Source organism: Cupriavidus sp. 01T418, assembly GCF_056398885.1.
In genome coordinates, this window is the sequence record NZ_JBFTQG010000016.1 from 68,896 (window position 1) to 91,709 (window position 22,814).

22 protein-coding genes are annotated in these 22,814 nt (G+C 65.4%); 9 read left to right on the forward strand and 13 right to left on the reverse strand.

Features of this window, described 5'->3' with window-relative positions:
• Positions 1–47: 47 nt before the first annotated feature.
• Both AC1DQ3_RS17530 and AC1DQ3_RS17535 read right to left on the reverse strand, forming a co-directional pair.
• A complete protein-coding gene (locus tag AC1DQ3_RS17530; RefSeq protein ID WP_477121432.1) occupies positions 48–1,271 on the reverse strand; it encodes an efflux RND transporter periplasmic adaptor subunit in 1,224 nt (407 codons plus the stop codon).
• An 86-nt stretch (positions 1,272–1,357) separates the two neighbouring features.
• Complete coding sequence (locus AC1DQ3_RS17535; RefSeq protein WP_477121433.1) at positions 1,358–1,552, reverse strand: hypothetical protein; 195 nt, start codon at positions 1,550–1,552, stop codon at positions 1,358–1,360.
• Between AC1DQ3_RS17535 and AC1DQ3_RS17540 the strand changes: the two genes are divergently transcribed.
• The gene (locus AC1DQ3_RS17540; RefSeq protein ID WP_477121494.1) at positions 1,545–3,131 is read left to right on the forward strand and encodes an efflux transporter outer membrane subunit; all 1,587 of its coding nucleotides are present in this window, start codon (positions 1,545–1,547) and stop codon (positions 3,129–3,131) included. The genes AC1DQ3_RS17535 and AC1DQ3_RS17540 overlap by 8 nt on opposite strands.
• 65 nt (positions 3,132–3,196) lie before the next feature.
• Here the strand turns inward: AC1DQ3_RS17540 and AC1DQ3_RS17545 are convergent, their stop codons facing one another.
• Positions 3,197–4,321: a VIT1/CCC1 transporter family protein gene (locus tag AC1DQ3_RS17545; protein ID WP_477121495.1), complete on the reverse strand. Its 1,125-nt coding sequence runs from the start codon at positions 4,319–4,321 to the stop codon at positions 3,197–3,199.
• 190 nt (positions 4,322–4,511) lie between these two features.
• Here AC1DQ3_RS17545 and AC1DQ3_RS17550 point away from each other — a divergent pair, with 190 nt between their 5' ends.
• Positions 4,512–5,414, forward strand: coding sequence for a helix-turn-helix domain-containing protein (locus AC1DQ3_RS17550; protein WP_477121434.1), 903 nt, complete (start codon positions 4,512–4,514; stop codon positions 5,412–5,414).
• A gap of 15 nt (positions 5,415–5,429) precedes the next feature.
• On the opposite strand, the gene AC1DQ3_RS17555 is transcribed toward AC1DQ3_RS17550, so the two are convergent.
• From AC1DQ3_RS17555 to AC1DQ3_RS17565, 3 genes are all read right to left on the reverse strand, one after another.
• Positions 5,430–7,019 (reverse strand): FMN-binding glutamate synthase family protein, encoded by a 1,590-nt coding sequence (locus AC1DQ3_RS17555; RefSeq protein WP_477121435.1) that lies wholly within the window; start codon positions 7,017–7,019, stop codon positions 5,430–5,432.
• Positions 7,020–7,155: 136 nt separating this feature from the next.
• Entirely contained in the window at positions 7,156–7,620 is a 465-nt protein-coding gene (locus AC1DQ3_RS17560) for an HU family DNA-binding protein (protein WP_477121436.1), read from the reverse strand.
• A 381-nt stretch (positions 7,621–8,001) separates the two neighbouring features.
• A complete protein-coding gene (locus tag AC1DQ3_RS17565; protein ID WP_477121437.1) occupies positions 8,002–9,021 on the reverse strand; it encodes a 2-oxoadipate dioxygenase/decarboxylase family protein in 1,020 nt (339 codons plus the stop codon).
• Positions 9,022–9,155: 134 nt separating this feature from the next.
• On the opposite strand from AC1DQ3_RS17565, the gene AC1DQ3_RS17570 reads away from it, so the two are divergent.
• Entirely contained in the window at positions 9,156–10,088 is a 933-nt protein-coding gene (locus tag AC1DQ3_RS17570) for a LysR substrate-binding domain-containing protein (RefSeq protein ID WP_477121438.1), read from the forward strand.
• Here the strand turns inward: AC1DQ3_RS17570 and AC1DQ3_RS17575 are convergent.
• On the reverse strand, positions 10,069–10,566 hold the full coding sequence (locus AC1DQ3_RS17575; RefSeq protein WP_477121439.1) for an Mpo1 family 2-hydroxy fatty acid dioxygenase: 498 nt from the start codon (positions 10,564–10,566) through the stop codon (positions 10,069–10,071). The genes AC1DQ3_RS17570 and AC1DQ3_RS17575 overlap by 20 nt on opposite strands.
• A 136-nt stretch (positions 10,567–10,702) precedes the next feature.
• On the opposite strand from AC1DQ3_RS17575, the gene AC1DQ3_RS17580 reads away from it, so the two are divergent.
• Positions 10,703–11,413, forward strand: a complete 711-nt coding sequence (locus AC1DQ3_RS17580; RefSeq protein WP_477121440.1) for a Crp/Fnr family transcriptional regulator — start codon at positions 10,703–10,705, stop codon at positions 11,411–11,413.
• A gap of 58 nt (positions 11,414–11,471) precedes the next feature.
• Entirely contained in the window at positions 11,472–12,344 is an 873-nt protein-coding gene (locus tag AC1DQ3_RS17585) for an arylamine N-acetyltransferase family protein (protein WP_477121441.1), read from the forward strand.
• A 9-nt stretch (positions 12,345–12,353) separates the two neighbouring features.
• Here the strand turns inward: AC1DQ3_RS17585 and AC1DQ3_RS17590 are convergent, their stop codons facing one another.
• A complete protein-coding gene (locus AC1DQ3_RS17590; RefSeq protein ID WP_477121442.1) occupies positions 12,354–13,127 on the reverse strand; it encodes a TraB/GumN family protein in 774 nt (257 codons plus the stop codon).
• Positions 13,128–13,436: 309 nt separating this feature from the next.
• Here AC1DQ3_RS17590 and AC1DQ3_RS17595 point away from each other — a divergent pair, with 309 nt between their 5' ends.
• Together AC1DQ3_RS17595 and AC1DQ3_RS17600 are read left to right on the forward strand one after the other, a co-directional pair.
• Positions 13,437–14,201, forward strand: a complete 765-nt coding sequence (locus tag AC1DQ3_RS17595) for an SDR family oxidoreductase (RefSeq protein WP_477121443.1) — start codon at positions 13,437–13,439, stop codon at positions 14,199–14,201.
• Positions 14,202–14,385: 184 nt separating this feature from the next.
• Positions 14,386–16,134, forward strand: coding sequence for a class I adenylate-forming enzyme family protein (locus AC1DQ3_RS17600; RefSeq protein ID WP_477121444.1), 1,749 nt, complete (start codon positions 14,386–14,388; stop codon positions 16,132–16,134).
• Between the two features lie 131 nt (positions 16,135–16,265).
• Here AC1DQ3_RS17600 and AC1DQ3_RS17605 read toward each other — a convergent pair whose 3' ends face one another.
• The 4 genes from AC1DQ3_RS17605 to AC1DQ3_RS17620 form a co-directional block, all read right to left on the reverse strand.
• Positions 16,266–17,024 carry an SDR family oxidoreductase gene (locus AC1DQ3_RS17605; protein WP_477121445.1) on the reverse strand — a complete coding sequence of 253 codons (759 nt, stop codon included), beginning with the start codon at positions 17,022–17,024 and terminating at the stop codon, positions 16,266–16,268.
• 67 nt (positions 17,025–17,091) lie between these two features.
• A complete protein-coding gene (locus AC1DQ3_RS17610) occupies positions 17,092–17,562 on the reverse strand; it encodes a CreA family protein (RefSeq protein ID WP_477121446.1) in 471 nt (156 codons plus the stop codon).
• A 16-nt stretch (positions 17,563–17,578) separates the two neighbouring features.
• Positions 17,579–18,064, reverse strand: a complete 486-nt coding sequence (locus AC1DQ3_RS17615; RefSeq protein ID WP_477121447.1) for an acyl-CoA thioesterase — start codon at positions 18,062–18,064, stop codon at positions 17,579–17,581.
• 189 nt (positions 18,065–18,253) lie between these two features.
• Complete coding sequence (locus AC1DQ3_RS17620; RefSeq protein WP_477121448.1) at positions 18,254–18,535, reverse strand: HU family DNA-binding protein; 282 nt, start codon at positions 18,533–18,535, stop codon at positions 18,254–18,256.
• Positions 18,536–19,123: 588 nt separating this feature from the next.
• Here AC1DQ3_RS17620 and AC1DQ3_RS17625 point away from each other — a divergent pair.
• Both AC1DQ3_RS17625 and AC1DQ3_RS17630 read left to right on the forward strand, forming a co-directional pair.
• Complete coding sequence (locus AC1DQ3_RS17625) at positions 19,124–20,326, forward strand: ammonium transporter (protein ID WP_477121449.1); 1,203 nt, start codon at positions 19,124–19,126, stop codon at positions 20,324–20,326.
• Between the two features lie 195 nt (positions 20,327–20,521).
• The gene (locus AC1DQ3_RS17630) at positions 20,522–21,352 is read left to right on the forward strand and encodes a mechanosensitive ion channel family protein (protein ID WP_477121450.1); all 831 of its coding nucleotides are present in this window, start codon (positions 20,522–20,524) and stop codon (positions 21,350–21,352) included.
• A 57-nt stretch (positions 21,353–21,409) separates the two neighbouring features.
• Here the strand turns inward: AC1DQ3_RS17630 and AC1DQ3_RS17635 are convergent, their stop codons facing one another.
• Complete coding sequence (locus AC1DQ3_RS17635) at positions 21,410–22,630, reverse strand: Bcr/CflA family multidrug efflux MFS transporter (RefSeq protein WP_477121451.1); 1,221 nt, start codon at positions 22,628–22,630, stop codon at positions 21,410–21,412.
• Between the last annotated feature and the right edge of the window lie 184 nt (positions 22,631–22,814).

Genomic DNA, 22,814 nt, shown 5'->3' on the forward strand with positions numbered 1-22,814 from the left:
TACTCTTTGTACTTTTAATGTATCGCCATGGTGCAGGCAGGCCGGGCTTATCGGCTGGCCAGGGCGGCGGCGTTGCTCAGGAACAGCGCGCCTTCGTTGGCGGCCAGTTCACCCGGCTTGAGTCCTTCGAGGATCTGGACCCAGCCGTCCTGCTGCTTGCCCAGCGTGACCGTGCGCCTGACGAATCGCTTGCGGTCAGTGGTCACCCAGGCCGTCATGCTGCCATCGCCTTCGCGCACGATCCCGTCGGCCGCGATCGCCGGCGAGCGGACTGCGTCGCCGGTGCGAATCTCGAACGAGGTGAACATGCCTGGCCGCAGCTCATGCTTCGGATCCTTGATCTCGGAACGCACCATCATCCGATGCGTATTGGAATCGACCGTGGCCCCAATGGTGGTCACAGTACCGGCGAAGACACGGCCGGGGAATGCCATCGCCTTCATCTGGACCGGCTCGCCCACATGCAGAAGCGGGCTATCGGTTTCCGGCACGAAGGCTTGCATCCACATGGTGGAGACGTCCGACACGGTGATGGGCGCCGGTGCATTGCCCGGCTGGACCAGCAGCCCGGGCTGCGCATTGCGTGCCGTGACCCGGCCGGCAATCGGGCTGGCCACCGTGAGGATCGAGTCGATCTTCCGTTGCTCGATAATGCGATCCATGTCGGCCGGACGCTTGCCGAAGATGGCCACGGCATCGCGTGCTGCCTTGTAGGCGGCTTCGGCGGCCTGTTGATCTGACGCCGCCTGGTCCAGGTCTTTTTGGGAGACGCCCTGTATCTCGAAGAGTTGCCTGGCGCGCTCGAGCGCCTTGGTAGTCAGCTTGCGCGTGCCGGCGGCGGAGATCAGGGTGGACTCGGCCTGCACCAGATCCGGACTGTCGATCTCGAACAGGGGCTTGCCCTTCTCGACGTCGTCGCCCACTTTGGCGAACACGTTGCGGATCTTGCCCTGGTACGAAGTGAATACCTGGACCGAGCGGTCCAGGTTGAAGTCGATATTGCCGATCGCCTCGCGCTGGTTGGCAAACTCCCTTTCCTCTACCGGTGCCACCTTGATGTGCTGCAACTGTGTCGGAATCAGGGTCACGGCCTGCTCGCCACGTGGGGGAGCCGCCACTGGGCCGCTCCCTCCGCGTGCATTGCCCTGCTCAGGTTGCGGACCATACAGGGAAGTTGGCTGCGTGCGCGCCGAGAAGCCGAACATCAAGCCAAGCACGGCGATGGCTGCGGCAGCACCGCCGATAGCGGCGGACCTGGTATCGATACGCACGACAGAGCCCCGGATTTGCGTGAATTTGTGCGCATGATCGAACTGTGGGGGCGCGCAGTCTACTGTGATCAATCACAGTGCGTGGCCTATCCGTTCACGCATAGAATCGCCCCCATGCCATCGCTGACAGGCAATGGGCGCGCCATGCCGTAACGGTCGTGGTGGGGGAATGCTGCCCCCACGCCCATGCTGCTGGTCGCTCCAGCCGTGCAGGTAATGGTGCCGGGATTGTCGACCAATCGTTCGGACAAAAAGGCGATGTGGGTGAAGATGATGCGCAACCACTCTGTTGAATTCGGAACCAGGAAGAGGCTGGTTCAGCTTGCGGCGGCACTGGCTGCCGTAGCGTCCGGGGGCTGCGCGGTTGGGCCGGATTTTCAGCGGCCGAAAGCCCCTCAGGCAAGCGACTACGCCCCCACCCCCCTGCCGATGGCGACTGCCTCGGCGCCGGGAATCGCCGGGGCAGCCCAGACGTTCAACACGGCGCGCGATATCCCGGGCGAATGGTGGAACCTGTTCCGGTCGCCGCAACTCGACTCCCTGATCCGGAAAGCGTTCAAGGCCAATCCCACTATCGAGGCCGCTCAGGCTGCGCTACGCCAGGCCCAGGAGAACGTGTACGCGCAACAGGGATTGTTCTTCCCAACGATTCAGGCAAGCTATTCGCCATCGCGCATCAAGATATCTGGAAATACAGGAGGCAACTCGCCAGGGCTCCAGGGCAATGGATCGGTCATCTCGACCGGGCAGACCGACACCTCGCCCCCAACCAGCACCCCCGTTATCTATAACTGGCACAGCGCCCAGCTGACGGTTGGTTTCGTGCCAGACGTCTTCGGCGGCAACCGACGCGCGGTGGAATCGCTCCAGGCACAAAGGGACGCCCAGCGCTTCCAGCTCGAGGCAGCCTATATCACGCTCGCCTCCAACGTGGTCGCCGCCGCGATCCAGGAGGCGTCCGTGCGAGACCAGATCGCCGCCGTCAAACGCATTATCGGCACCAATACCCGCTCCCTCGAGATCATGCGGGGGCAGCTCAAGTACGGCGCTGCCGCGGGTCTCGAGGTGGCGGCTCAGGAAACTGCCCTGGCGCAGGCGAAACAATTGCTTCCTCCCCTGGAAAAGCAGTTTGAGCAGACCCGGGACCTGATCCGCGTCCTGGTTGGCAACCTGCCGGACGAGGACGTGGAAGAAACGTTTGCRCTGTCGTCGCTCCATCTGCCGGACGAACTGCCCGTCAGCCTGCCGTCCCAGCTGGTGGAGCAGCGCCCCGACATCCGTGCCGCCGAGGAGCAACTCCACGCGGCCAGCGCGCAAGTCGGCGTGGCGGTGGCGGCACGCCTTCCCCAACTCGCCATCAATGGAACGTTTGGAGGCAATGCGACCCAATTCAGCCAGATGTTCTCGCCTGCCGGGCAGTTCTTCACCATCGTCGGCAGCGCGACCCAGACGCTCTTCGCCGGGGGCACCTTGCTGCATCGGCAGCGCGGTGCCGAGGCGGCCCTGAGCCAGGCTGCGGCGCAGTATCGCAGCACCGTGCTGACAGCGTTCCAGAATGTAGCGGATACACTGCACGCGCTTCACGCCGATGCCAACGCCTTGAACGCGGCCGTGGAAGCCGAGCGCGCGGCCAAAACCTCGCTCGAGCTCACGCGCAAGCAGCAGGAACTGGGCTACGTCAACTATCTGGCCCTGCTGACCGCGGAACAGGCATATCAGCAGACGGCGATTGCCCTGGTACAGGCGCAGGCCACCCGTTTTGGCGATACCGCCGGATTGTTCCAGGCGCTGGGAGGCGGATGGTGGAACAGGCAGCCCGACGTGGCCGTAGCCGAAGCTGGAGCGAAGTCTTCCAAGTAAGTAACGGCGAGTCCGGAACAACCTCCTGGCTCTGATGAGCCAGCGCTTCCCTGCAAACGCTCCACTCACGCCAGCGACGCACCGAAAGCCATGCCTACGCCATAAGTAAAAGCGGCCGCGACACCGCAAATCGCGATTTGCCGGCTTGCCGAGAACCATGTGGAGCGGCCATTAAAGAGGGAAGTCAGTACGCCGATGCCTGCCAGCGCAAGGACGGCCGCCACGATGCTGGCAGTGATCGCTGCCCTCCCCGAGAGCAGGACGAAGGGCAGCAAGGGGAGGGCCGCGCCCAATGCGAACAGCGCGCACGAAATCGACGCTGCCGACCATGGACTCCCGCCCAGCTCTTTCGGATCGATGCCCAACTCCTCACGCGCCAGGGTATCCAGCGCCTGCTCCTTGTCCTGCATGACGCGTTCCGCAATACGGATTGCGTCGGACTTGTCCAGGCCCTTGGCCTGGTAGATAAGGGCGAGTTCGTGTTGCTCGGACAGCGGCGCTTGCTCTAGTTCGTCCGCTTCTCCGGCGATCTGGGACAGCGCAAGTTCCCGGGCATTGGTTACGGACAGCCACTCTCCCAAGGCCATGGAGAACGCACCGGCGACAAGGCCCGAAACACCGGCGAGCACGATCGCCTTGGCAGACGACCCCGATCCGGCAATCCCCATCAGCAGGCAGAAATTGGAGATCAGCCCATCGTTTACGCCGAGCACGGCAGCGCGAAGGTCGTTTCCCGCGCCTCTGCGATGCCAGCTCTCGGCGCCGGCTATGTCAGTACCAGCCAGCCCCGGCGTGGTACTGCTCTGCACCACCGCACGCAGCACCTTCGCATGTTCCTGCTCCGCGCTGGCAAGCCCATGCGCATCGGGTTGCCCGGCATAGCTGTCCCGGTCCAGGAACTCATTGGCCGAGATTGCCGGCAGTACGAAGCGAGGACCGAAATGCCGCGCCAGCCATCCAAGTGCCCGGGTCTTCCGGCTTGGCTTGAATGCCCCGGGATCCACGCCTTGCTCTCGTAACCGGCGGCGCCATATCTCGGCGTGCTCCAGCTCGGACGCCGCAAGCTGCAGGAAGATGTCGCGCCGGTTGCCATTGCGCTCGACGCTGGCAAGCAGGCGATACAACTCGGCGCTGTCGAGTTCGTTCTGAAGATTGGTCCGGTAGCGGCGAAATGAGAATTGCTTCCTGATCACGAAAGCCCCTGGCTGGAGGTCGACTGATAGTAGACTAAACCAATCCACGGCCTATTGCCGCCCCTGTGACAAACAGCGTCCGTAGCGACCGAAACTGGAACCGGCAATGCCGCAAGGCTCGCCAGCACCGATGGACAGTGCAGGCCACTGGCGGGACAATGGCAGCTCCGGTGCCCGCCCCCGCCCCATGAAAACCGTCCCGACCTACTCTCTCTACGGGGTCAATTCCAACGAACCCCTGCTGGAACAACTGCATTTCGAGTCGATCCCGGAGCGCAGCGGCGTCAACGACTGGGAAATCAAGCCGCATCGCCACGAACGCTTCTTCCAGATCCTCTACGTGCACCAGGGCGGCGGCCAGGCGCTGCTCGACGACCGCGAATACCCGCTGGCGCGGCGTACGGTGGTGACGGTGCCGCCGCGCTGCGTGCATGGTTTTCGCTTTACGCCGGACGTCGACGGGATCGTGATCACCATGACCGACCACTACCTGCACACCTTGCTGGCAGGCGTGCCGGATGCCGTGCCGCTGTTCGAGCGGCCTTACCACGACCAGTTCGGCCGCGGAAAGGATGACGCTACCGTGCTTGCCGGCGCGCTGGAGCTGTTCCGCAAGGAGATGAACGCGGTGTCGCTGTGGCGGGGTGCCGCCCTGGCGGCGCTCCTGTCCTTGCTGTTGGTAGGTATTGCCCGGCGTGTGTCGGGCGCGGGCGCAACCGGTGCGCAGCCGGCGGGCAGGACCGCGCGCCACTTCCAGCAATTCCAGCAGCTGGTGGAGGCGCGCTTTCGCAACCACCAGGACCTCGCAGGCTACGCCGATGCGCTGGGCATCTCGCCCACCCAGCTCAATCGCATCTGCCAGCAGCTGGCAGGCAGGAGCGCACTGCAACTGATCCATTCGCGCCTGATCGTGGAGGCGCAACGCGACCTGCTCTACAGCGATCTCGATATCAAGCAGATCGCCTCGACGCTGGGCTTTGCAGATGCCGCGTATTTCGCGCGCTTCTTTTCCCGGCTTGTGGGGCAGACGCCGACGGCCTTCCGCCAGCACGGGCGCGCGCGCCTGCCCACGCCGCAAGCCGGGCGGTAGCGGCTTGCCGTTTCCTTATATCGAGAAACTGTCGGAGCGGGCCAGCGGCCAGTATTTCTCGTAAAGCTGGTAGCGGAAATTACCGTTCAGCAAGTCGCCCGGCGTGAGGAACTTGAGCAGCTCCGACATCAGCCGCACCTCATTGGCCGAGGTCCGACGCACGATATGGTGCGGCTTGAGCGCGCCCGGATGATCCAGGCCCGCCGCCTGCAGCAGTTCCAGCAGCGCATGCAGCGTCTGGCGATGGAAGTTCGCCACGCGTTGCGCCTTGTCCGGCACCACGATGGCACGCTGGCGCACCGGGTCCTGCGTGGCCACGCCCACCGGGCAGCGGTCGGTATGGCATTTCTGCGCCTGCACGCAACCCAGCGCAAACATGAAGCCGCGCGCCGAATTGCACCAGTCGGCGCCGGTGGCCAGGGTCCGCGCGACATCGAAGGCGGTAATGATCTTGCCGCTGGCACCGACGCGAATCTTGTCGCGCAGGTTGACGCCGACCAGCGTGTTGTGGACCAGCAGCAAGCCCTCCTGCAGCGGCACGCCGATATGGTCGACAAACTCCAGCGGCGCCGCGCCGGTGCCACCCTCCGCGCCGTCCACCACGATAAAGTCGGGCAGGATGCCCGACTCCAGCATGGCCTTGACGATGCCGAAGAATTCCCACGGGTGGCCGATGCAAAGTTTGAACCCCACAGGCTTGCCGCCGGACAGCGTACGCAGCCTGTCGACAAACTGCAGCAGCCCCAGTGGCGTGGAGAACTCGCTGTGCGTGGCCGGCGAGATGCAGTCCGCGCCCATGGGTATGCCGCGCGTGGCGGCAATTTCCGGCGTCACCTTGGCTGCCGGCAGCACGCCGCCATGCCCCGGCTTGGCGCCTTGCGAGAGCTTGACCTCGATCATCTTGACCTGCGGCGAGCGCGCCTGCTCGGCGAACTTGTCGGGGTCGAAGCCGCCATCGGCGCGGCGGCAGCCGAAATAGCCGGAAGCTACTTCCCAGATCAGGTCGCCGCCTTCCGCGCGATGGTACGGCGAGATCGATCCCTCGCCGGTGTCGTGGATAAATCCCCCCAGCTTGGCGCCCCGGTTGAGCGAGCGGATCGCATTGCCGGACAGCGCGCCGAAGCTCATGGCCGAGACGTTGAAGATCGATAGCGAGTAAGGCTGGGGGCGGTCCCCGCCCACGGTGATGCGAAAATCGGCGGAGGGGATGCGGGTCGGGGCCAGCGAATGGCTGATCCACTCGTGGCCCGCCAGGCGCACATCGATCTCGGTGCCGAAGGGCCGGCTGTCGACCTCGTTCTTGGCGCGCTGGTAAACCAGGCTGCGCTGCTGGCGCGAGAACGGCATCTCATTGGTGTCGTCCTCGATGAAATACTGGCGGATCTCCGGGCGGATGAATTCGAAGAAGAAGCGCAAGTGGCCCCAGATCGGATAGTTCCGCAGGATGGAGTGGCGCGACTGGGCCATGTCATGCAGGCCCACCAGCAGCAGCACAACCGGCACCGCCAGCCATGCGGGGGAAATCCGCTGCACGGCTGCGAGCGCCGCGAGGACGAACAAGGCGAGCACGGTCAACCAGACCGCGCCGTAACGGCGAGAGAACATGGGGACTCCTGAAGGCCGGCACCTGGCCGGCAACCCCGCGATTATCGCCGTTCCTCGCGGCACCCGCTCCTGCGGCAGCCGGATACAAAAAAGGAGCCGGCAAGCGGCTCCCTTTCAAGCTGGAAACAGTCCCCGATCAGGCGGCGGCTGCGTCCTTCAGCTTCTTCAGCGGGCGTACCTTGACCTTGACGCTGGCAGGCTTGGCCGGGAACCAACGCTCTTCGCCGGAGAACGGGTCCTTGCCGAAGCGTTTCTTCTTGGCGGGTACTTGCAGAGCCGTGACCTTCATCAGGCCGGGCAGCGTGAACTCGCCTGCGCCCTTCTTGTGCAGCGCGCTGACGATGGTGTTTTCCAGATGAGCCAGCACGGTCTTCACGGCCTTCGCGTCCAGCTGGGTCTGTGCTACCAGGTGAGCGACCAGGCTCGACTTGTTGAAGGTGTCCTTCAGCGGACGCGGGGTCACCGCGGCAGCAGGAGCAGCCTTCTTGGCCGGCGCGGCCTTCTTGGCAGCAGCCTTTACGGGTGCAGCTTTGGTTGCCGGAGCCTTCTTGGCAGCGGTCTTGGTTGCAGTCTTCGCGGTCGGATTCGCTTTGGTCGCCATATCGATAAAGATGAGTTGAACTGATTGACGTCGCACGGGATGTGGCATCGGATGTCGCTCGACGCTTCGTCGATCGACTATCGGCGTGCGGCATCGACTGAATCATAGCGGAAACTAGGGGACGTCAAGGGGTTTTCGCACTCGCCAGCGCAAAAACCGGGGTTTTCCCCGGTCTTTTTTGAGGTTTTGACGCTTGCGGCCGGCTGGTTTGTCGCGCGGACGCAGCAGTGCAGGCACTGCCGGACCCTATATACAAGGGCTAAACGCGTGATTTTGTCTCTTCTGCCACGCTCGCTTGCATGCGCGCGCCGGGCTTCGCTGGCCCGCTTGCGCTTGCCGGCGGGCCAGCCCTGAAGCGCTGGCCTCACCGGTCCTGGCTTGTCAGCAGGCCGCCGTCATCTTGAAGATGCCCTGCGCGTTGCCGGCGTCGAAGGACAGGTCCAGCGTGCCGCCGGCAGTCTCCGTGGCGGGCGCGAAGTCGCGCGTGATGAACTCGTAGAACGATCCCGGCACGATGCGCTTGACCGCAATGCCGTCGGCGCCGACAAACGCGCGTTCGACCGGGTCCGCCTTGAACGCCGTCTGCAGCACCCGTCCGGAGCGCGACACTTCCACCGAATCCTTGATCGGACGGCCCAGCCCACGCTGCGCGTCGGCCACGGCGCGGACGTCCGCGACGCGGTCGGTGGCATGGTTGAAGGCATTGCCCTCCGTGGAAATCCAGGCCATTTCGGCCGATTCCTTCAGCAGCAGTTCGTAGTCGGCCAGCGTCGGCTCGGCATGGTGGCGGTCGAAGCAGGCAGCCAGCTTCGGTACCAGGCGTGCCGCGTCGGCCATCGGCAGGCCGGCATCGCGCTCCAGTACGGCCAGCAGCGCCGCCGCATCGTCATCGAGGGGGTCGGCGGACTTCGACACCACGCGTGATACCGCCGCCTGGAAATCCGCGCTGAAACGCTCGGGATGCAGTTCGCTGAGGAAATACTGGGCGATATCGTCGGGCAGGTCGGCATGCGCATACGAGCGGCCGGTCATGYCGATGCGCTCCAGTGGATAAGTGCCATTGAGCCGGTAGCCCAGGGGGCCGAGGATGCGGGTGAAGGCGATCTCGCCCGAAGGCAGCTTGCCGCATTCCCACTTGACCGTGCGCAGCGCGCCGTGGTCGAACACCACCTGGCCGCCCGCCGCGATCACGTCGCGGGTATAGGCCATGCCGGTCGGCACGCGCTCCAGGATGCCGGCGAACAGCACCATATTGAGCGCCTGCGCTACCTCGGCGCGGCTGGCCTGTTCGCTGCTGGAAGACAGCAGTTGCGTGGAAACATTCATCAATTGCAGCAACTCTGCAGCTTGGATTTCGCCACAAACGGTCTCGAGGAGGCGTTGCAGATTCGGTTTCGTCATGGTCAATATGCTGGAATTCGCTTGTTTTAGGGAGAGAGCAGAGGCCGGCGGCCTCCGGGCGGGGCTTATTGTGCGACTGTGGCAGACTTCGTACAATTGATAACTTCGCACCAACTTCCTTCCAAAAACGCACTATGCGCAAAGGCATTCCCAGTCTCACCGCGCTGCAGATGTTCGAGGCCGCGGCACGGCTGGGCAGTTTTACCCGCGCCGCGGACGAACTGGCGGTCACCGAGAGCGCCGTATGCCGGCAGATTGCCGGCCTGGAAGCACGGCTGGGCGTGCTCCTTTTCCACCGCATCCGCAAGCGCATCCTGCTGACGCCGGCGGGCGGGACCTATGCCGAGGACGTGCGGGAACGGCTCGACCAGATCGAGCAGGTCACGCTGGATGTGATGGCGCAGCGCCCGCGCGGGCGCGCCATCGAACTGGCGATCGGACCCACCTTCGCCTGCCAGTGGCTGATCCCGCGCCTGCCGGAACTGGCGCGCGCCCTGCCCGAGCTGACGCTGCACCTGTCGGCGCGGACAGAGGCGTTCGAACTCGGCGATACCGCCTTCGACGCGGCCATCTACTACGGCGAAGGACTGTGGCCAGGCACGGAGGGCGAGCGCATCCTGCAGGAGGGCCCGTCGGTGCCGGTATGCAGCCCGTCCTTGCTGGGACGCAGCAAGCGGCTGGCCCTGGATCAGTTACTGGAATTACCGCTGCTCCACCTGAGTACGCGCTTGCGTGCCTGGAGCGACTGGCTTGCCGCCGCGGGCGCGGCGCGGCCGGCGCAAGCCTTGCGCGGCCCGCGCTACGATCTCTACACCATGCTGGCGCAGGCAGCGGCGGCCGGCGTCGGCGTCGCCCTGATCCCGCGCATCCTGATCACCGAGGAGCTGGCGCAGGGCCGGCTGATGGTGCCGCTGGCCACGTTGCCGGCCGAGGTCGACAATCGCAAGGCCTATTACTTCGCCCACCGGCGCGGCCTGGCGCCCGACGACAAGGTCCTGCAACTACGCGACTGGCTGCTCGAACACGGCGCCTGGCATGCTCCGGCGGTCATTGCACGTGGGCGCTGACGGCCTCTCGGGTTTCTTGCGCGAAGCCCGCGGCGAAGGCGGCTTCGGCCACCAGGAACAGCGGCCCGATCAGCAGGCCAACCAGGTCGTCCACAAACGCCGGCTTGCGGCCTTCGTAATAGTGGCCGATAAACTGGATCACCCAGCCCGCCACGAACAGGCCGATGCCCCAGGCGAGCCACGCGCCGGTGGACAGGGCCGCGATCGCGCCGCCAAGATACACGAAGCCCGCCAGGATGATGGACATCGCCAGCCCGAACCCTGCCGACAGGCGCAGGTAGAACAGGCAGGAAAGCCCATACGCCACCATCGCCGGCGTCAGGTAGGCCGGCCCTTCGCCCAGCGTCATGGCCGGGCGGCCCAGCAAGGTGGTCACCGCCAGCACAATCATGGGAATGCCGATGAAATGGCTGAACACATTGCGCGCGTCGCGGTGATAGGCTGCGTAGCCAGCCAGGTGGTCGATCAGTGTCTTCATGGGGTTTCCTCCTGCCATGGCGGCTTATGCGGCGGCTTATGTGGCCGCCTGCTGTCGCCGTATGGTAATAGGCAGCAAAATGCCCGTCTGTCCGGTTTCTGACAATTCAGGACGTCGCCGATCAAAGGAGAACATCATGCGCCTGGCGCCCCGCGAACAGCCGCAGCCGACCCCGGATCCGCTGCGCGTCCTGCGTGGCGGCAGCTGGTTTGGCGCCTTGCCGGCCGCCCTGCAAGACAGCCTGCTGCGGGACGGCGTCAGCCGCAGGCTGGCGGCCGGCCAGTTGCTGTTTGCCCGTGGCGACGCCTTTGACGGCATCTACGCCGTGGTCGCCGGGACGATGCAGATCGACACCCACAGCGAGTCGGGCAAGGCGGCCTTGCTCGGCCTGCTGGCGCCGGGAAACTGGTTTGGCGAGATCTGCCTGTTCGACGGACTGGCGCGCACGCACGACGCCCATGCCACCAGCGCGGCCATCGTGCTGCACCTGCCGCGCGGCAAGCTCTACGCCTTGCTGTCCGCGCATCCCGGATGGTGGCGCGAGTTCGGCAAGCTGCTCGCCGGCAAGACCCGGGAGGCCTTCCATTACGTCGAAGAGACGCAATTGCTGCCCCCGCTGGCACGTACCGCGCGCCGGCTGGTCGCCATGGCCCACGCTTATGGCAACCTCCCCGGCACCGCGCGCCGCTCCGTACACATCCCCCAGGAACAGCTGGGCCAGATGCTTGGCTTGTCGCGCCAGACCGTCAACCAGGCCCTGCGCGAACTCGAGACGCGCGGGCTCCTGCGGCTACACTACGCAGATATCGAGCTGCTCGATGTGCCGGCACTGCTCGCGCTGGCCTGAACATGGCCGCGTTTCCCCGCAACTTCGGCCTGCGCGGCTAGCGCCGGGCAACATCACAATGAACGCACTAGACGACACCCGCCTGCAGGCTTATCTCGCCCGTATTGGCCATCCGGGCCATCCGGGCCATCCGCTGCCCACGCGGCCGGACCTCGCCACGCTCGACAGCCTGATCGCCGCGCACCTGGCGCGTATTCCCTTTGAGAACGTCGACGTCCTGCTTCAGCGCCCGATCCGCATCGGCCTGGACGCGGTCTTCGACAAGCTGGTCACCCATGCACGCGGTGGCTACTGCTTCGAGCAGAACACCTTGCTGGCCGCCGCGCTGCGCGCGCTTGGCTATGGCGTCACGACGCTGACCGCGCGCGTGCGATGGAATGTGCCGGAAGACGTGCCCACCATGCAATCGCATATGCTGCTGCGCGTGGAAGCCGCGCATCGCAGCTATATCGTGGACGTAGGGTTCGGCGGCCCCAACCCGTATCGCGCGATGCCGCTGCCGCAAACGGAGCCCGCCGATCCGTTTCCATACCGGCTGGCCGCGCTGGAAGCGCCCGGCGCCGCCTTTCATCTCTATGACCTGGAAGTCGGTGGTGAGCGTGGCTGGCTCAAGCTCTATCGATTCGATCTTACGCCGCAGCAGGCAATCGATTTCTTGCCGCGCAACTGGTACACCTCCACCCATCCCGACAGCCTTTTCCGCAATTGCCTGACCGTGGCGCGCTCGCAGGGCAACACCCGCCTGACGCTGGTCAATGACGACTTTGCCGTGCGCGCGAGCGATGGCGGCGTGCATCGCCAGAAACTGAAGACCCCTGCCGCGATCCTCGAAGCGCTAGCGGAACGCTTCGGCCTGGTGCTGGATCGCGCCGACCAGGAACAACTGGCGCAGATGCTGCCAGCGCTGATTGCCGCGCGGCAGGCAAGCTAAACGCTCGCTTCAGCGCGGCACGGCCCGGACATCGAAGCCTGCCGCCGCAAGCAGCGCCGGCAGGCCAGCCTCCCCGACCAGGTGCAACGCGCCCGCCACGATCAGGGTCGGCACGCGATCCGCGATCAGGGCCTGGATCTTCGGCATCCACTGCCGGTTGCGCGCATCGACCAGCGTCGCCAGCGCGTGCGGCCACTGCGCGCGGCGCTGCGCAAGCAGCGTGGCGAACGGCTCGGCCTGCCCCTGCCGCCACCACCGCACCATATCGGCCGGCTCCGCGGCGGCCAGCTCCGGCTGCTCGGCGAAGAAGGCCAGCATCGATACCTGCTCGTCGAACGGCACGCCCTGCAGCATGCGCAGCGCTTCGGTACCGTCCTCCAGCGCATCCGTCGTCCGGCCGTCCCCGGCGGCGCGCGTCCACAGGAAACGATCGACGCCGTGCTGCGCCAGGATGCCGTGCCGGGCAGCCAGCGCGAACTGCAGGTGCATCGCGGCAAACAAGGGACGCAGGCGCTCCAGCTCCGCATCGGGTAGCCCGTAGTCCTGCCACAGCGCCCGCACCTGCTCGAACCTGGCGGCCGGCAGGTGCTGGCTCAGGCGATCGCCTTCCGGGAAATACGCCGGACTGAAATCCGGCTGCCGATCCAGCGCCACCTCGAAAACGATACGCGCCGACGTGCTCCAGGCTTGCTCCGCGGGCGGTGCCAGCGCCGGCAACGGCGCATCCAGCACGTGGATCGCCCCGAGCAGGTAGACCTCGGTGTTCCTGATTTGCCAGAGCATGTCGCGCTTGCCTTGTCCTGAATGTTGGGGTTGGCCCGGGTGGCCCGCTGCCGGCCCGGGCTGCAAGCATACCCTTGCGCGTGCCGCGCGCGCACGTCATGCACGGCGCTCATTGCCAAAAGAAAAATCGCTGATAAGCCGGGCCGGCCGCCGATTTGTGTGTGGACTGCGCGATACCGCCCAACCATAATGTACCGGACGGTAGCATAACCGGACGCACCGGCAATGCTGCCGACAGGAAACCGCCATAGCGCCCTTTACAGAACATCTGGCCCCACACCGCGAGGACCAGGAAAACAGGAGACACGCATGTCATTGTTCGACCTGACCGGCAAGGTTGCCATCGTCACCGGCTCTTCACGCGGCATTGGCCGTGCCATCGCTGAACAGATGGCCGTGCAGGGCGCAAAAGTGGTGATTTCCTCGCGCAAGGCCGAGGCCTGCCAGGAAGTCGTCGATGCCATCAATGCCAGGCATGGCGCAGGCACCGCCATCGCCGTAGCGGCCAATATTTCATCCAAGGAAGATCTCCAGCGTCTCGTCGACGAAACCAACCGCACGTTCGGCAAGATCGACGTGCTGGTCTGCAACGCCGCCTCCAACCCCTACTACGGGCCGATGAGCGGCGTCACCGACGAGCAGTTCCGCAAGGTGCTGGACAACAACGTCATCTCCAACCACTGGCTGATCCAGATGGTGGCGCCGCAGATGATCGAGCGCGAGGACGGCTCGATCATCATCGTGTCGTCCATCGGCGGCCTGCGCGGCTCGCCGACCATCGGCGTGTACAACGTGTCGAAGGCGGCCGACTTCCAGCTGGCGCGCAACCTGGCGGTGGAGTTCGGTCCGCACAATGTGCGCGTGAACTGCATCGCGCCGGGCCTGATCCGCACCGATTTCGCGCGGGCGCTGTGGGAAGACCCGGAGCGCTACAAGCTGTCGACGCAGGGAGCACCGCTGCGCCGCATCGGCGAACCGGTGGAGATCGCCGGCGCGGCGGTGTTCCTGGCCTCGGCTGCCAGCACCTTCATGACCGGCCAGGCCATGGTGGTGGATGGCGGCGTCACGATCTGAGCCGCGCCGCACCGCTGTACCCTTTCCGGGCCCGCTGCCAGCCTGAGGCCTGAGGCCTGAGCCGGGGCACACCCTGCCCGCACCCATTGCCGCCCGGCTCGCCGGGCTGGCGGCGCGTGCGGGCACGCTGCCGCGCCGGCACGCCAGAGCGTCGCCCATCCTGCCATGCAGTCAGGGAGGCAATATGTCGAACAATCCGCAAACCGCTGCGTCCTGGCCGGCCATCAGCCTGGCCGAGGCCCACGCCCGTCTTACCTCTCCCGGCGCGGCTTTCGAAACCGAAACGCGCGTGATCCGGGGCATTCCCACCACCGTCTGGAAGAACGCGCCGCCCACGCTGCGCGACCTCTTCCTGCTAGCCCGCGCGCTGGGCGACAAGACTTTCGTGGTCTATGAGGACGAGCGCGTCTCCTATGACGCGTTCGCCCGGGCCGCGCTGGTGATCTCCCATGCATTGATCCGCGACGGCGTGCGCAAGGGCGACCGCGTTGCGCTGGCCATGCGCAACCTGCCGGAGTGGCCGGCGGTCTTCTACGGCGCCCTGCTGGCCGGCGCCATCGTCACGCCGCTCAATGCCTGGTGGACCGGCGCGGAACTGGAATACGGCCTGGCCGATTCCGGCAGCAAGATCGCCATCGTGGACGACGAGCGCCTGGGCCGCATCCTCGAACACCTGCCAGGCTGCCCCGCGCTGGAAAAGATCTACGTCAGCCGTGCCGAGGGCGCACAGGGAGATGCGCGCATCTCAACGCTGGAAAGCCTGATTGGCAAGCCGGACCAATGGGCCACGCTGCCTGCGCTGCCGGTGCCCGGGATACCGCTCGACGCCGACGACGACGCCACCATCTTCTATACCTCGGGTACTACCGGCAAACCCAAGGGCGCGCTGGGCACGCATCGCAACGCCACCACGGTCGCGGTGGCCGGCGCGTTCAGCCCGATGCGCAATTGCCTGCGTCGTGGCGAAGCCATCCCGGCCCCCGACCCGGCCGCGCCGCAGAAGGGCATGCTGCTGTCGGTGCCCTTCTTCCACGTCACCGGCTGCATGGCCGTGCTCAACGGCGCGCTGGCCAGCGGCAGCAAGATTGTGCTGATGCGCCGCTGGGACGTGGTGCGCGCCATGGGACTGATCGAGCGCGAGCGCTGCACGGCCGCGGGCGGCGTCCCCACCATTGCCTGGCAGATCATCGAGCATCCGGAGCGCGAGCGATTCGACCTGTCCTCGCTCGAAAACGTCAACTATGGCGGCGCGCCGGCGTCGGCCGAACTGGTTCGCCGCATCACCGAGGTGTTCCCGCACTCGGCGCCCGGCATCGGCTGGGGCATGACCGAGACCTCGGCCACCTTCACCAGCCACAGCGCCGAGGAGTATGTGGTGCGGCCTGAAAGCGGCGGCCCCGCCTTGCCCATCGGCGAGATGAAAGTGGTCGATGGACGCGGCCGCAGCCTGCCCATCGGCGAAACCGGAGAACTGATGGTGCGCGGCGCCAACGTGGTACGCGGCTACTGGAACAAGCCGCAAGCCACGGCCCAGACGTTCATCGACGGCTGGCTCAAGACCGGCGACATCGCGCGGATCGACGAGGAAGGCTTTGTCTACATCGTCGACCGCATGAAGGATATGCTGATCCGCGGCGGCGAGAACATCTATTGCATCGAGGTCGAAAGCGTGCTGTACGATCACCCGGCGGTGATGGATGCGGCGCTGGTCGGCATTGCCCACCGCACGCTGGGCGAAGAACCAGCGGCGGTGGTCAGCCTCAAGCCGGGCGCGCAGGTCACCGAGGCGGAACTGCAGGCCTTCGTGGGGGAGCGGCTGGCGGCCTTCAAGGTGCCGGTGCGGATCGTCTTCTGCCCCGGGATGCTGCCGCGCAATGCCAACGGCAAGATCCTGAAATCGACATTGCGCAAGATGTTCGACGCGGCGGCCTGAACCCGGCCTTTAGCCAAGGCCGCATTGCAACCCGATGCGATCCTGGCGCGCGGGCCGGCTTATGGCCAAAGCCGGCTGGTCCGGCGCTGGCGCTCAATCGGCAGCGCGCCGGCACGACGGCTGCGCGAGATTCAGCCGCGGCCGACGAAGGGCATCCTGGTGGCCATCACGGTCATGAACTGCACATTGGCATCGAGCGGCAGGTTGGCCATATGGACCACCGAACTGGCCACGTGCGCCACGTCCATCAGCGGCTCGGGTGCAATCTCGCCATTGGCCTGCGGCACGCCGCGGGCCATGCGGGAAGCCATGTCGGTCGCGGCGTTGCCGATGTCGATCTGCCCGCAGGCAATATCGTAGGCGCGGCCATCCAGCGAGAGGCTCTTGGTCAGCCCGGTGATGGCGTGCTTGGTTGCCGTGTAAGGGACCGTATTCGGGCGCGGCGCATGCGCCGAGATCGAGCCGTTGTTGATGATGCGCCCGCCGCGCGGGCTCTGCGACTTCATCAGCGCAAAGGCCGCACGGGAGCACAGGAAGACACCGGTCAGGTTGGTGTCCACCACTGCCTTCCATTGCTCCACCGACAATTCATCGATCGGTACCGCCGGCGCATTGATGCCGGCATTGTTGAACAGCACGTCGAGCCGGCCGAACTCTTCGCGGATTCGCGCGAAGAGGTGTTCGACCGAAGCCGGATCGCTCACATCGCACTGCACCGCGAGCGCTGTATGGCCATCGGCCCGGGCCTGGGCGGCCAGCGCCTGGAGCGGTTCGGCGGTACGCCCGGCAAACACCACCCGGTAGCCCGCCGCCAGCAGTGCTTGCGCCACTGCCTTGCCAATGCCGCGGGCGGCGCCCGTTACCAGCGCAACCTTGCCTTGCTGACTCATCCTGTCTTCTCCGGATTGACTGATTGACTGATCGACTGATCGACTGATCGATCGACCATTTGATGGATTATTTGACCGGGATCGGCGTGTCCGCCGCCACCGGCACCGCGGTCACGCTGTTCTGCGGGCTGCCGGAAACGATGCGATCCGAGTAGGTCAGGTAGACCAGCGTGTTGCGCTTGCGGTCGACCGCGCGCACCACATGCAAGGTCTTGAACAGGATCGACATGCGCTCGGAGAACACATTGTCCTGCTGGCGCAGCGGCCCCTTGAACGTAATCGGCCCGACCTGCCGGCAGGCGATCGAGGCTTCCGCCGGGTCTTCGGCCATGCCCAGCGAACCCTTGATGCCACCGGTGCGGGCGCGCGAGACGTAGCACGTGACGCCCTGCACCACGGGATCGTCATAGGCTTCGATCACGACCTTGTCCGAGCCGGTTATGCGGAAATTAGTGCTGACGCTGCCGACTTCCTCGGCATGTGCCGCAGGCGCGAGCAACGCCAGCGCGGCCAGCAGGCCCTTCAGGCCGGTGTGCATGCGTGCCGCCCCCACCTCAGGACACCGTACCCGTGATTTCAGCGTGGCGCTTTTCCATTTCCTGGCGCAACTGGCGGCGCAGCTGGGCCGCGGCAAAGCGCTGGCGCTCGACTTCATCGCGCGGCACCAGCGTCGGCACTTCGGCCGGAGCGCCATCGTCGTCCACCGCCACCATGGTGAAGTAGCAGCTATTGGTATGGCGAACCAGCTTGCTGCGAATATTCTCCGTGATGACCTTGATGCCAATCTCCATGGAGCTGCGGCCAGTGAAATTCACTGCCGCCAGGAAGGTCACCAGTTCCCCCACATGGATGGGCTGGCGAAACATGACCTGGTCGACCGACAAGGTGACGACATAGCGTCCGGCGTAGCGGCTGGCACAGGCATACGCCACCATGTCGAGGTATTTGAGGATGGTGCCGCCGTGCACATTGCCTGAGAAATTGGCCATGTCCGGCGTCATCAGCACGGTCATGGAAAGCTGGTGGGACAGGTCGTTCATGATGAATCCGATGTCTGGAAGCTGCCGGGCGGACCCGCGAAGCAGGTCGAAAGACGGGTGCCGACGATTGGCAGTTTAACCCGGAACGGGCCTGCCGCCTTGCGGCGCAGCACCTCCCGGCGCAGCCCGAGCCCAACAAAAAAAGCGGCCTTCGTGGCCGCCTCTTATCAGCGCTCAAGGCGCGGACTCTTACTTCTTCTTGTTCACAGCGTCCTTGAACCCTTGGCCAGCAGAAAACTTGACCGTCTTTGCGGCCGGAATCTTGATGGTCTCGCCAGTACGCGGATTGCGGCCGGTACGCGCAGCGCGCTTGCCGGAACTGAAGCTGCCGAAACCCACCAGCGTTACCGAATCACCCTTGGCAACCGCCGTCTTAATGTTGTCCAGAGCCGCATTCAGCGCGCGCTCTGCCGCAGCATTGCTCAATTCCGCGTCCGCGGCGATGGCAGATACCAATTCACCTTTATTCATGGCTGATTTCCCTTGTTGGTCGTCTTGATCGGAGTGTCTGCCACGCGGCAAATTACCGATCGGGGCAGTCTAATCTGCGCTTTAAGCATTGGGCAATCCCCAGTGGCACCAATGCAACAGCCGCAAATCCTTGACTCAAGCGCCTTTGCGGGGAATCTACCCCCTTTTCCACGCCTTCAAATGCGCGCATTGACGCCACGCAAAATCCAAGCTGCGTACCGCGCGATGCGGCCTTGGTCGCCCATCCGCTACGAACGCCGGTGCCACGGGCAGCGGCCCGCGGCATCCGCATGGCCCCGGACGGGGCCCGGCAAGATCCTCCATTGTGGTGCACGACGCAGGGCATACGACGCCCCAAATCGAGGCATTGCATCATTTTGGCGCAAGACCCGGCCTGCAACTCGCGGGCTCGCATGACGACCGCGCCGCCTTTTTCCGCCTTTTGCAGCCGGAAATCCGCGAGATGACCCCCGCAGGTGCAACAACCCGGTGCAAAAACACCCAACACGGTGCAGGTTTCCGAACGGGATGCCCCAGACTGGAATGGTTTTTGCTTACCAATGCTCCCATTTTGAGCATGAGGAATGTATGGACAATTGGAAGAGCGGCACTGACGCCCTGTTCATCCTGCTGGGGGCGATCATGGTGCTCGCCATGCACGCGGGCTTTGCGTTTCTTGAATTGGGCACGGTGCGCAAGAAGAACCAGGTCAACGCCCTGGTCAAGATATTGGTGGATTTCGCCATTTCCACCATCGCCTATTTCTTCATCGGCTACACCGTGGCGTATGGGGTCGAGTTCTTCACGAGTGCCCAGGCACTGGCGCAACGCAGCGGCTACGAGTTGGTGAGGTTCTTTTTCCTGGCGACTTTCGCCGCCGCCATCCCGGCCATTATTTCCGGCGGGATTGCCGAGCGCTCGCGCTTCAACCCACAGCTGGTGGCGACCTTCGTCCTGGTTGGCCTGGTTTATCCCTTCTTCGAGGGTATTGCCTGGAATAACCGGTTTGGCGTACAAGACTGGATCACCTCGGTCGCGGGGGCGCCCTTCCACGACTTCGCCGGTTCCGTCGTGGTCCACGCCATGGGCGGCTGGATCGCGCTGCCGGCAATCCTGCTGCTGGGCGCGCGCCGCGGGCGCTACCAGAAGGATGGCCGCATCAGCGCGCACCCGCCCTCGAATATCCCCTTCCTGGCGCTGGGTGCCTGGGTGCTGGCGGTGGGCTGGTTCGGCTTCAATGTCATGAGCGCGCAAACCGTCGACAAGATCAGCGGGCTGGTCGCCATCAATTCCCTGATGGCCATGGCCGGCGGTACCCTGGCCGCCTGGGCGGCCGGCCGCAACGACCCCGGCTTTACCTACAACGGCCCGCTTGCCGGGCTGGTGGCGGTCTGCGCGGGCTCGGACCTGATGCACCCACTGGGCGCGCTGGTGACCGGGGCCATCGCCGGCGCACTCTTTGTCTACCTGTTCACGCTGGCCCAGAACAAATGGCATATCGACGACGTGCTGGGCGTATGGCCGTTGCACGGGCTGTGCGGCGCCTGGGGCGGCATTGCCGCCGGTATCTTCGGCAGCCAGGCGCTGGGCGGGATGGGCGGCGTCTCGCTGGGCGCGCAGATCATCGGGACCCTGCTTGGCATCGGCATCGCCCTGTTGGGTGGCACGGTGGTCTACGGCACGCTGAAGAAACTGGTCGGCATCCGGCTCGATGCCGAATCCGAATACAACGGCGCGGATCTGTCCTTGCACCGTATCTCCGCCACCCCGGAGCGGGAAACCAACTGGTAACTCCCGGTGCGATGGGAATGATCCCATCGCCATCCCTCCTTGCCGCGCCCACCGCGCCCATTTTGTGCTTGAACTTCGGCTCGCTGCGTAGCAATAATGCGTTGCCTGCACTCGTGCCTTGCACCCTGCGCATGCGGGCAACCGCTGCATGATGTTCGTTGCCTGTATACCTGCCGAGCCAGCAAGGGAGTCACGATGGATGCCACAACGCTGCAGAAATTTGAAGCCGTAGCCATCGCCTATGCGACGGAATTTGGGGTCAAGATACTCGCGGCGCTGGCTTTCTGGGTGATCGGCCGGTGGCTGATCCATTTCGTGGTACGGATGGTGCAGGGATCGCTGTCCAGGCAGAAGGTCGATCCGACCTTGCTGCGTTACATCGGGTCCATCGTCACGGTCACGCTCAATATCGTGCTGGTGATCGGCATCCTGGGTTACTTCGGCATCCAGACCACCAGCCTCGCCGCGCTGATCGCCGCGGCCGGCATTGCCGTCGGCATGGCCTGGTCGGGCTTGATGTCCAACTTCGCCGCGGGGGCATTCCTCGTGGTACTGCGGCCGTTCAAGGTCGGGGACTTCGTCACCGTGGGCGGCATCACCGGCACGGTCAGGGAGATCGGCCTGTTCGCCACCTCGCTGGACACGCCGGACAACGTCCTGACCGTGGTCGGCAACAGCAAGATCTTCTCGGACACCATCCAGAATTTCAGCGCCAACCCTTACCGCCGCGTCGAACTCAAGGCGCAGCTGGCCGGCAGCACCGATCCCGCCGCCGCCGCCGCGCTGCTCAAGGAACGCATGGCCGCACTGCCGAACGTGCTGGCCGAACCGGCCCCCGACGTGGAAATCCTCGAGTTCAACCTGGTCGGGCCAGTACTTGCCGTGCGTCCGTACTGCCATACCGATCATTACTGGCAGGTGTATTTCGACACCAACCGCGCGATCCGCGAGAGCTTTGGCGAGGCTGGCTTCCCGGCGCCGATGCCGGCCCAGCTGGTGGTGCTGCAGAACGGCCAGGCCGCGTAACCGTGCCGGACGCGCGGGAGCGCACCAGTGCGTTCCGCCAGGCCATCGCGGCGCGCATCACCCGGCGCTGTGCGCCGGCTTGCCTGAACGGCCGAAGACGCGCATCAGCACGGCGCCGGTACCACAGACACCCATGACTACCGCCAGAGGCAATGCGCTGCCGTCGCGCCAGAGGCTGACCGCGCCGCCGGCCAGGGTACCCAGCGCGAATTGCAGCGTTCCCATCAGCGCGGACGCGGTGCCGGCGCGCTGGCCCTGCTCGGCCATGGCCAGCGCCGAGGCGTTCGGCAGGATGCAACCAAGGCTGGCGATAAACAGGAAGAAGCCAGCCAGCAGCACCGGCAACGGCGCCACGCCGGCCAGCACGGCCGCGGCCAATCCCACGCCGGCCAGGCACGGCGCAACCAGGGCGCCGCGCAGCACATGGTCGAGCGTGCGGGTGCGCACCAGCCTCGCGTTAAGCTGCGACATGCCGATCATGCCCAGCGCGTTGGCGCCGAATACAAAGCCGTAATGAGAAGGATCGATGCCATGCAACTCGATCAGCACGAACGGCGACCCCGCGATATAAGCGAACATGCCCGCCTGTGCGCAGCCGGACGACAGCGAATAGCCCACAAAGCCCCGGTCCCGCAGCAGTTCGCCGTAGTTGGCCAGCACGCGGCCGAGACGCAGGGGCATGGCATTGACGGTATCGAACGATTCCTCCAGATACCGGTGTGCCACCCACAGGATCAGCAGGCTGCTGCCGCACAGCAGCCAGAAGATGGCGCGCCAGCCGAATGCCCCCAGCAAGGCGCCGCCGATGATAGGCGCCAGGATCGGCGCCAGGCCCATCACCAGCATCAGCGAGGAGAAGGCCCGAGCGGATTCGTGCGCCTCCAGCCGGTCGCGAATCACGGCGCGCGCCATCACCATGCCGGCGCAGCCGCCCAGTGCCTGCAGGAAGCGCCACAGCATCAGCGCCTCGACGTCGCGCGCCAGCGCGCAACCGGCCGCGGCGAGCGCATAGACCGCCAGTCCGATATACAGCGGCGGCTTGCGGCCATAGCGGTCGCTGATGGGGCCATAGAATGCCTGCCCCACCGCCAGCCCCACCAGGAAGGTCCCCAGCGTCAGTTGCACACGGCCGATATCGACCCCGAGATCGCCTGCCAGCGCGGGGAAGCTCGGCAAGTACATATCAATCGAAAGAGGCGCCAGCGCGGTGAGCGAAGCACATACCAGGAGCCAGAGGGGAAAACGCGCGGACCGTGGCGCGCGGGTGGAGCGAGTCATCGAGGCTTCCTGAGGAGCATGGGGCAGCCGGGATGGCCGCCGGCGCCAGCGTCGACAATGCGAACGGCGCGGGCGCGGTGAAAGGCGTAATTGTTGCATAGCGTAACAAGCCGCGCACACGATGCGCCGCGCGGCGATGATGCAGGCGCGCGGTCGCCTGGGCGTGCGCAACGGTGATGATGGG

Coding starts and splice junctions, on each gene's coding strand:
- AC1DQ3_RS17605 (WP_477121445.1), bottom strand. CDS start 17,024: ATGAGTCAGCAAGGCAAGGTTGCGCTGGTAACGGGCGCCGCCCGCGGC.
- AC1DQ3_RS17580 (WP_477121440.1), top strand. CDS start 10,703: ATGCGCCTGGCGCCCCGCGAACAGCCGCAGCCGACCCCGGATCCGCTG.
- AC1DQ3_RS17635 (WP_477121451.1), bottom strand. CDS start 22,630: ATGACTCGCTCCACCCGCGCGCCACGGTCCGCGCGTTTTCCCCTCTGG.
- AC1DQ3_RS17555 (WP_477121435.1), bottom strand. CDS start 7,019: ATGTTCTCTCGCCGTTACGGCGCGGTCTGGTTGACCGTGCTCGCCTTG.
- AC1DQ3_RS17595 (WP_477121443.1), top strand. CDS start 13,437: ATGTCATTGTTCGACCTGACCGGCAAGGTTGCCATCGTCACCGGCTCT.
- AC1DQ3_RS17550 (WP_477121434.1), top strand. CDS start 4,512: ATGAAAACCGTCCCGACCTACTCTCTCTACGGGGTCAATTCCAACGAA.
- AC1DQ3_RS17575 (WP_477121439.1), bottom strand. CDS start 10,566: ATGAAGACACTGATCGACCACCTGGCTGGCTACGCAGCCTATCACCGC.
- AC1DQ3_RS17585 (WP_477121441.1), top strand. CDS start 11,472: ATGAACGCACTAGACGACACCCGCCTGCAGGCTTATCTCGCCCGTATT.
- AC1DQ3_RS17570 (WP_477121438.1), top strand. CDS start 9,156: ATGCGCAAAGGCATTCCCAGTCTCACCGCGCTGCAGATGTTCGAGGCC.
- AC1DQ3_RS17560 (WP_477121436.1), bottom strand. CDS start 7,620: ATGGCGACCAAAGCGAATCCGACCGCGAAGACTGCAACCAAGACCGCT.
- AC1DQ3_RS17610 (WP_477121446.1), bottom strand. CDS start 17,562: ATGCACACCGGCCTGAAGGGCCTGCTGGCCGCGCTGGCGTTGCTCGCG.
- AC1DQ3_RS17620 (WP_477121448.1), bottom strand. CDS start 18,535: ATGAATAAAGGTGAATTGGTATCTGCCATCGCCGCGGACGCGGAATTG.
- AC1DQ3_RS17590 (WP_477121442.1), bottom strand. CDS start 13,127: ATGCTCTGGCAAATCAGGAACACCGAGGTCTACCTGCTCGGGGCGATC.
- AC1DQ3_RS17625 (WP_477121449.1), top strand. CDS start 19,124: ATGGACAATTGGAAGAGCGGCACTGACGCCCTGTTCATCCTGCTGGGG.
- AC1DQ3_RS17600 (WP_477121444.1), top strand. CDS start 14,386: ATGTCGAACAATCCGCAAACCGCTGCGTCCTGGCCGGCCATCAGCCTG.
- AC1DQ3_RS17630 (WP_477121450.1), top strand. CDS start 20,522: ATGGATGCCACAACGCTGCAGAAATTTGAAGCCGTAGCCATCGCCTAT.
- AC1DQ3_RS17615 (WP_477121447.1), bottom strand. CDS start 18,064: ATGAACGACCTGTCCCACCAGCTTTCCATGACCGTGCTGATGACGCCG.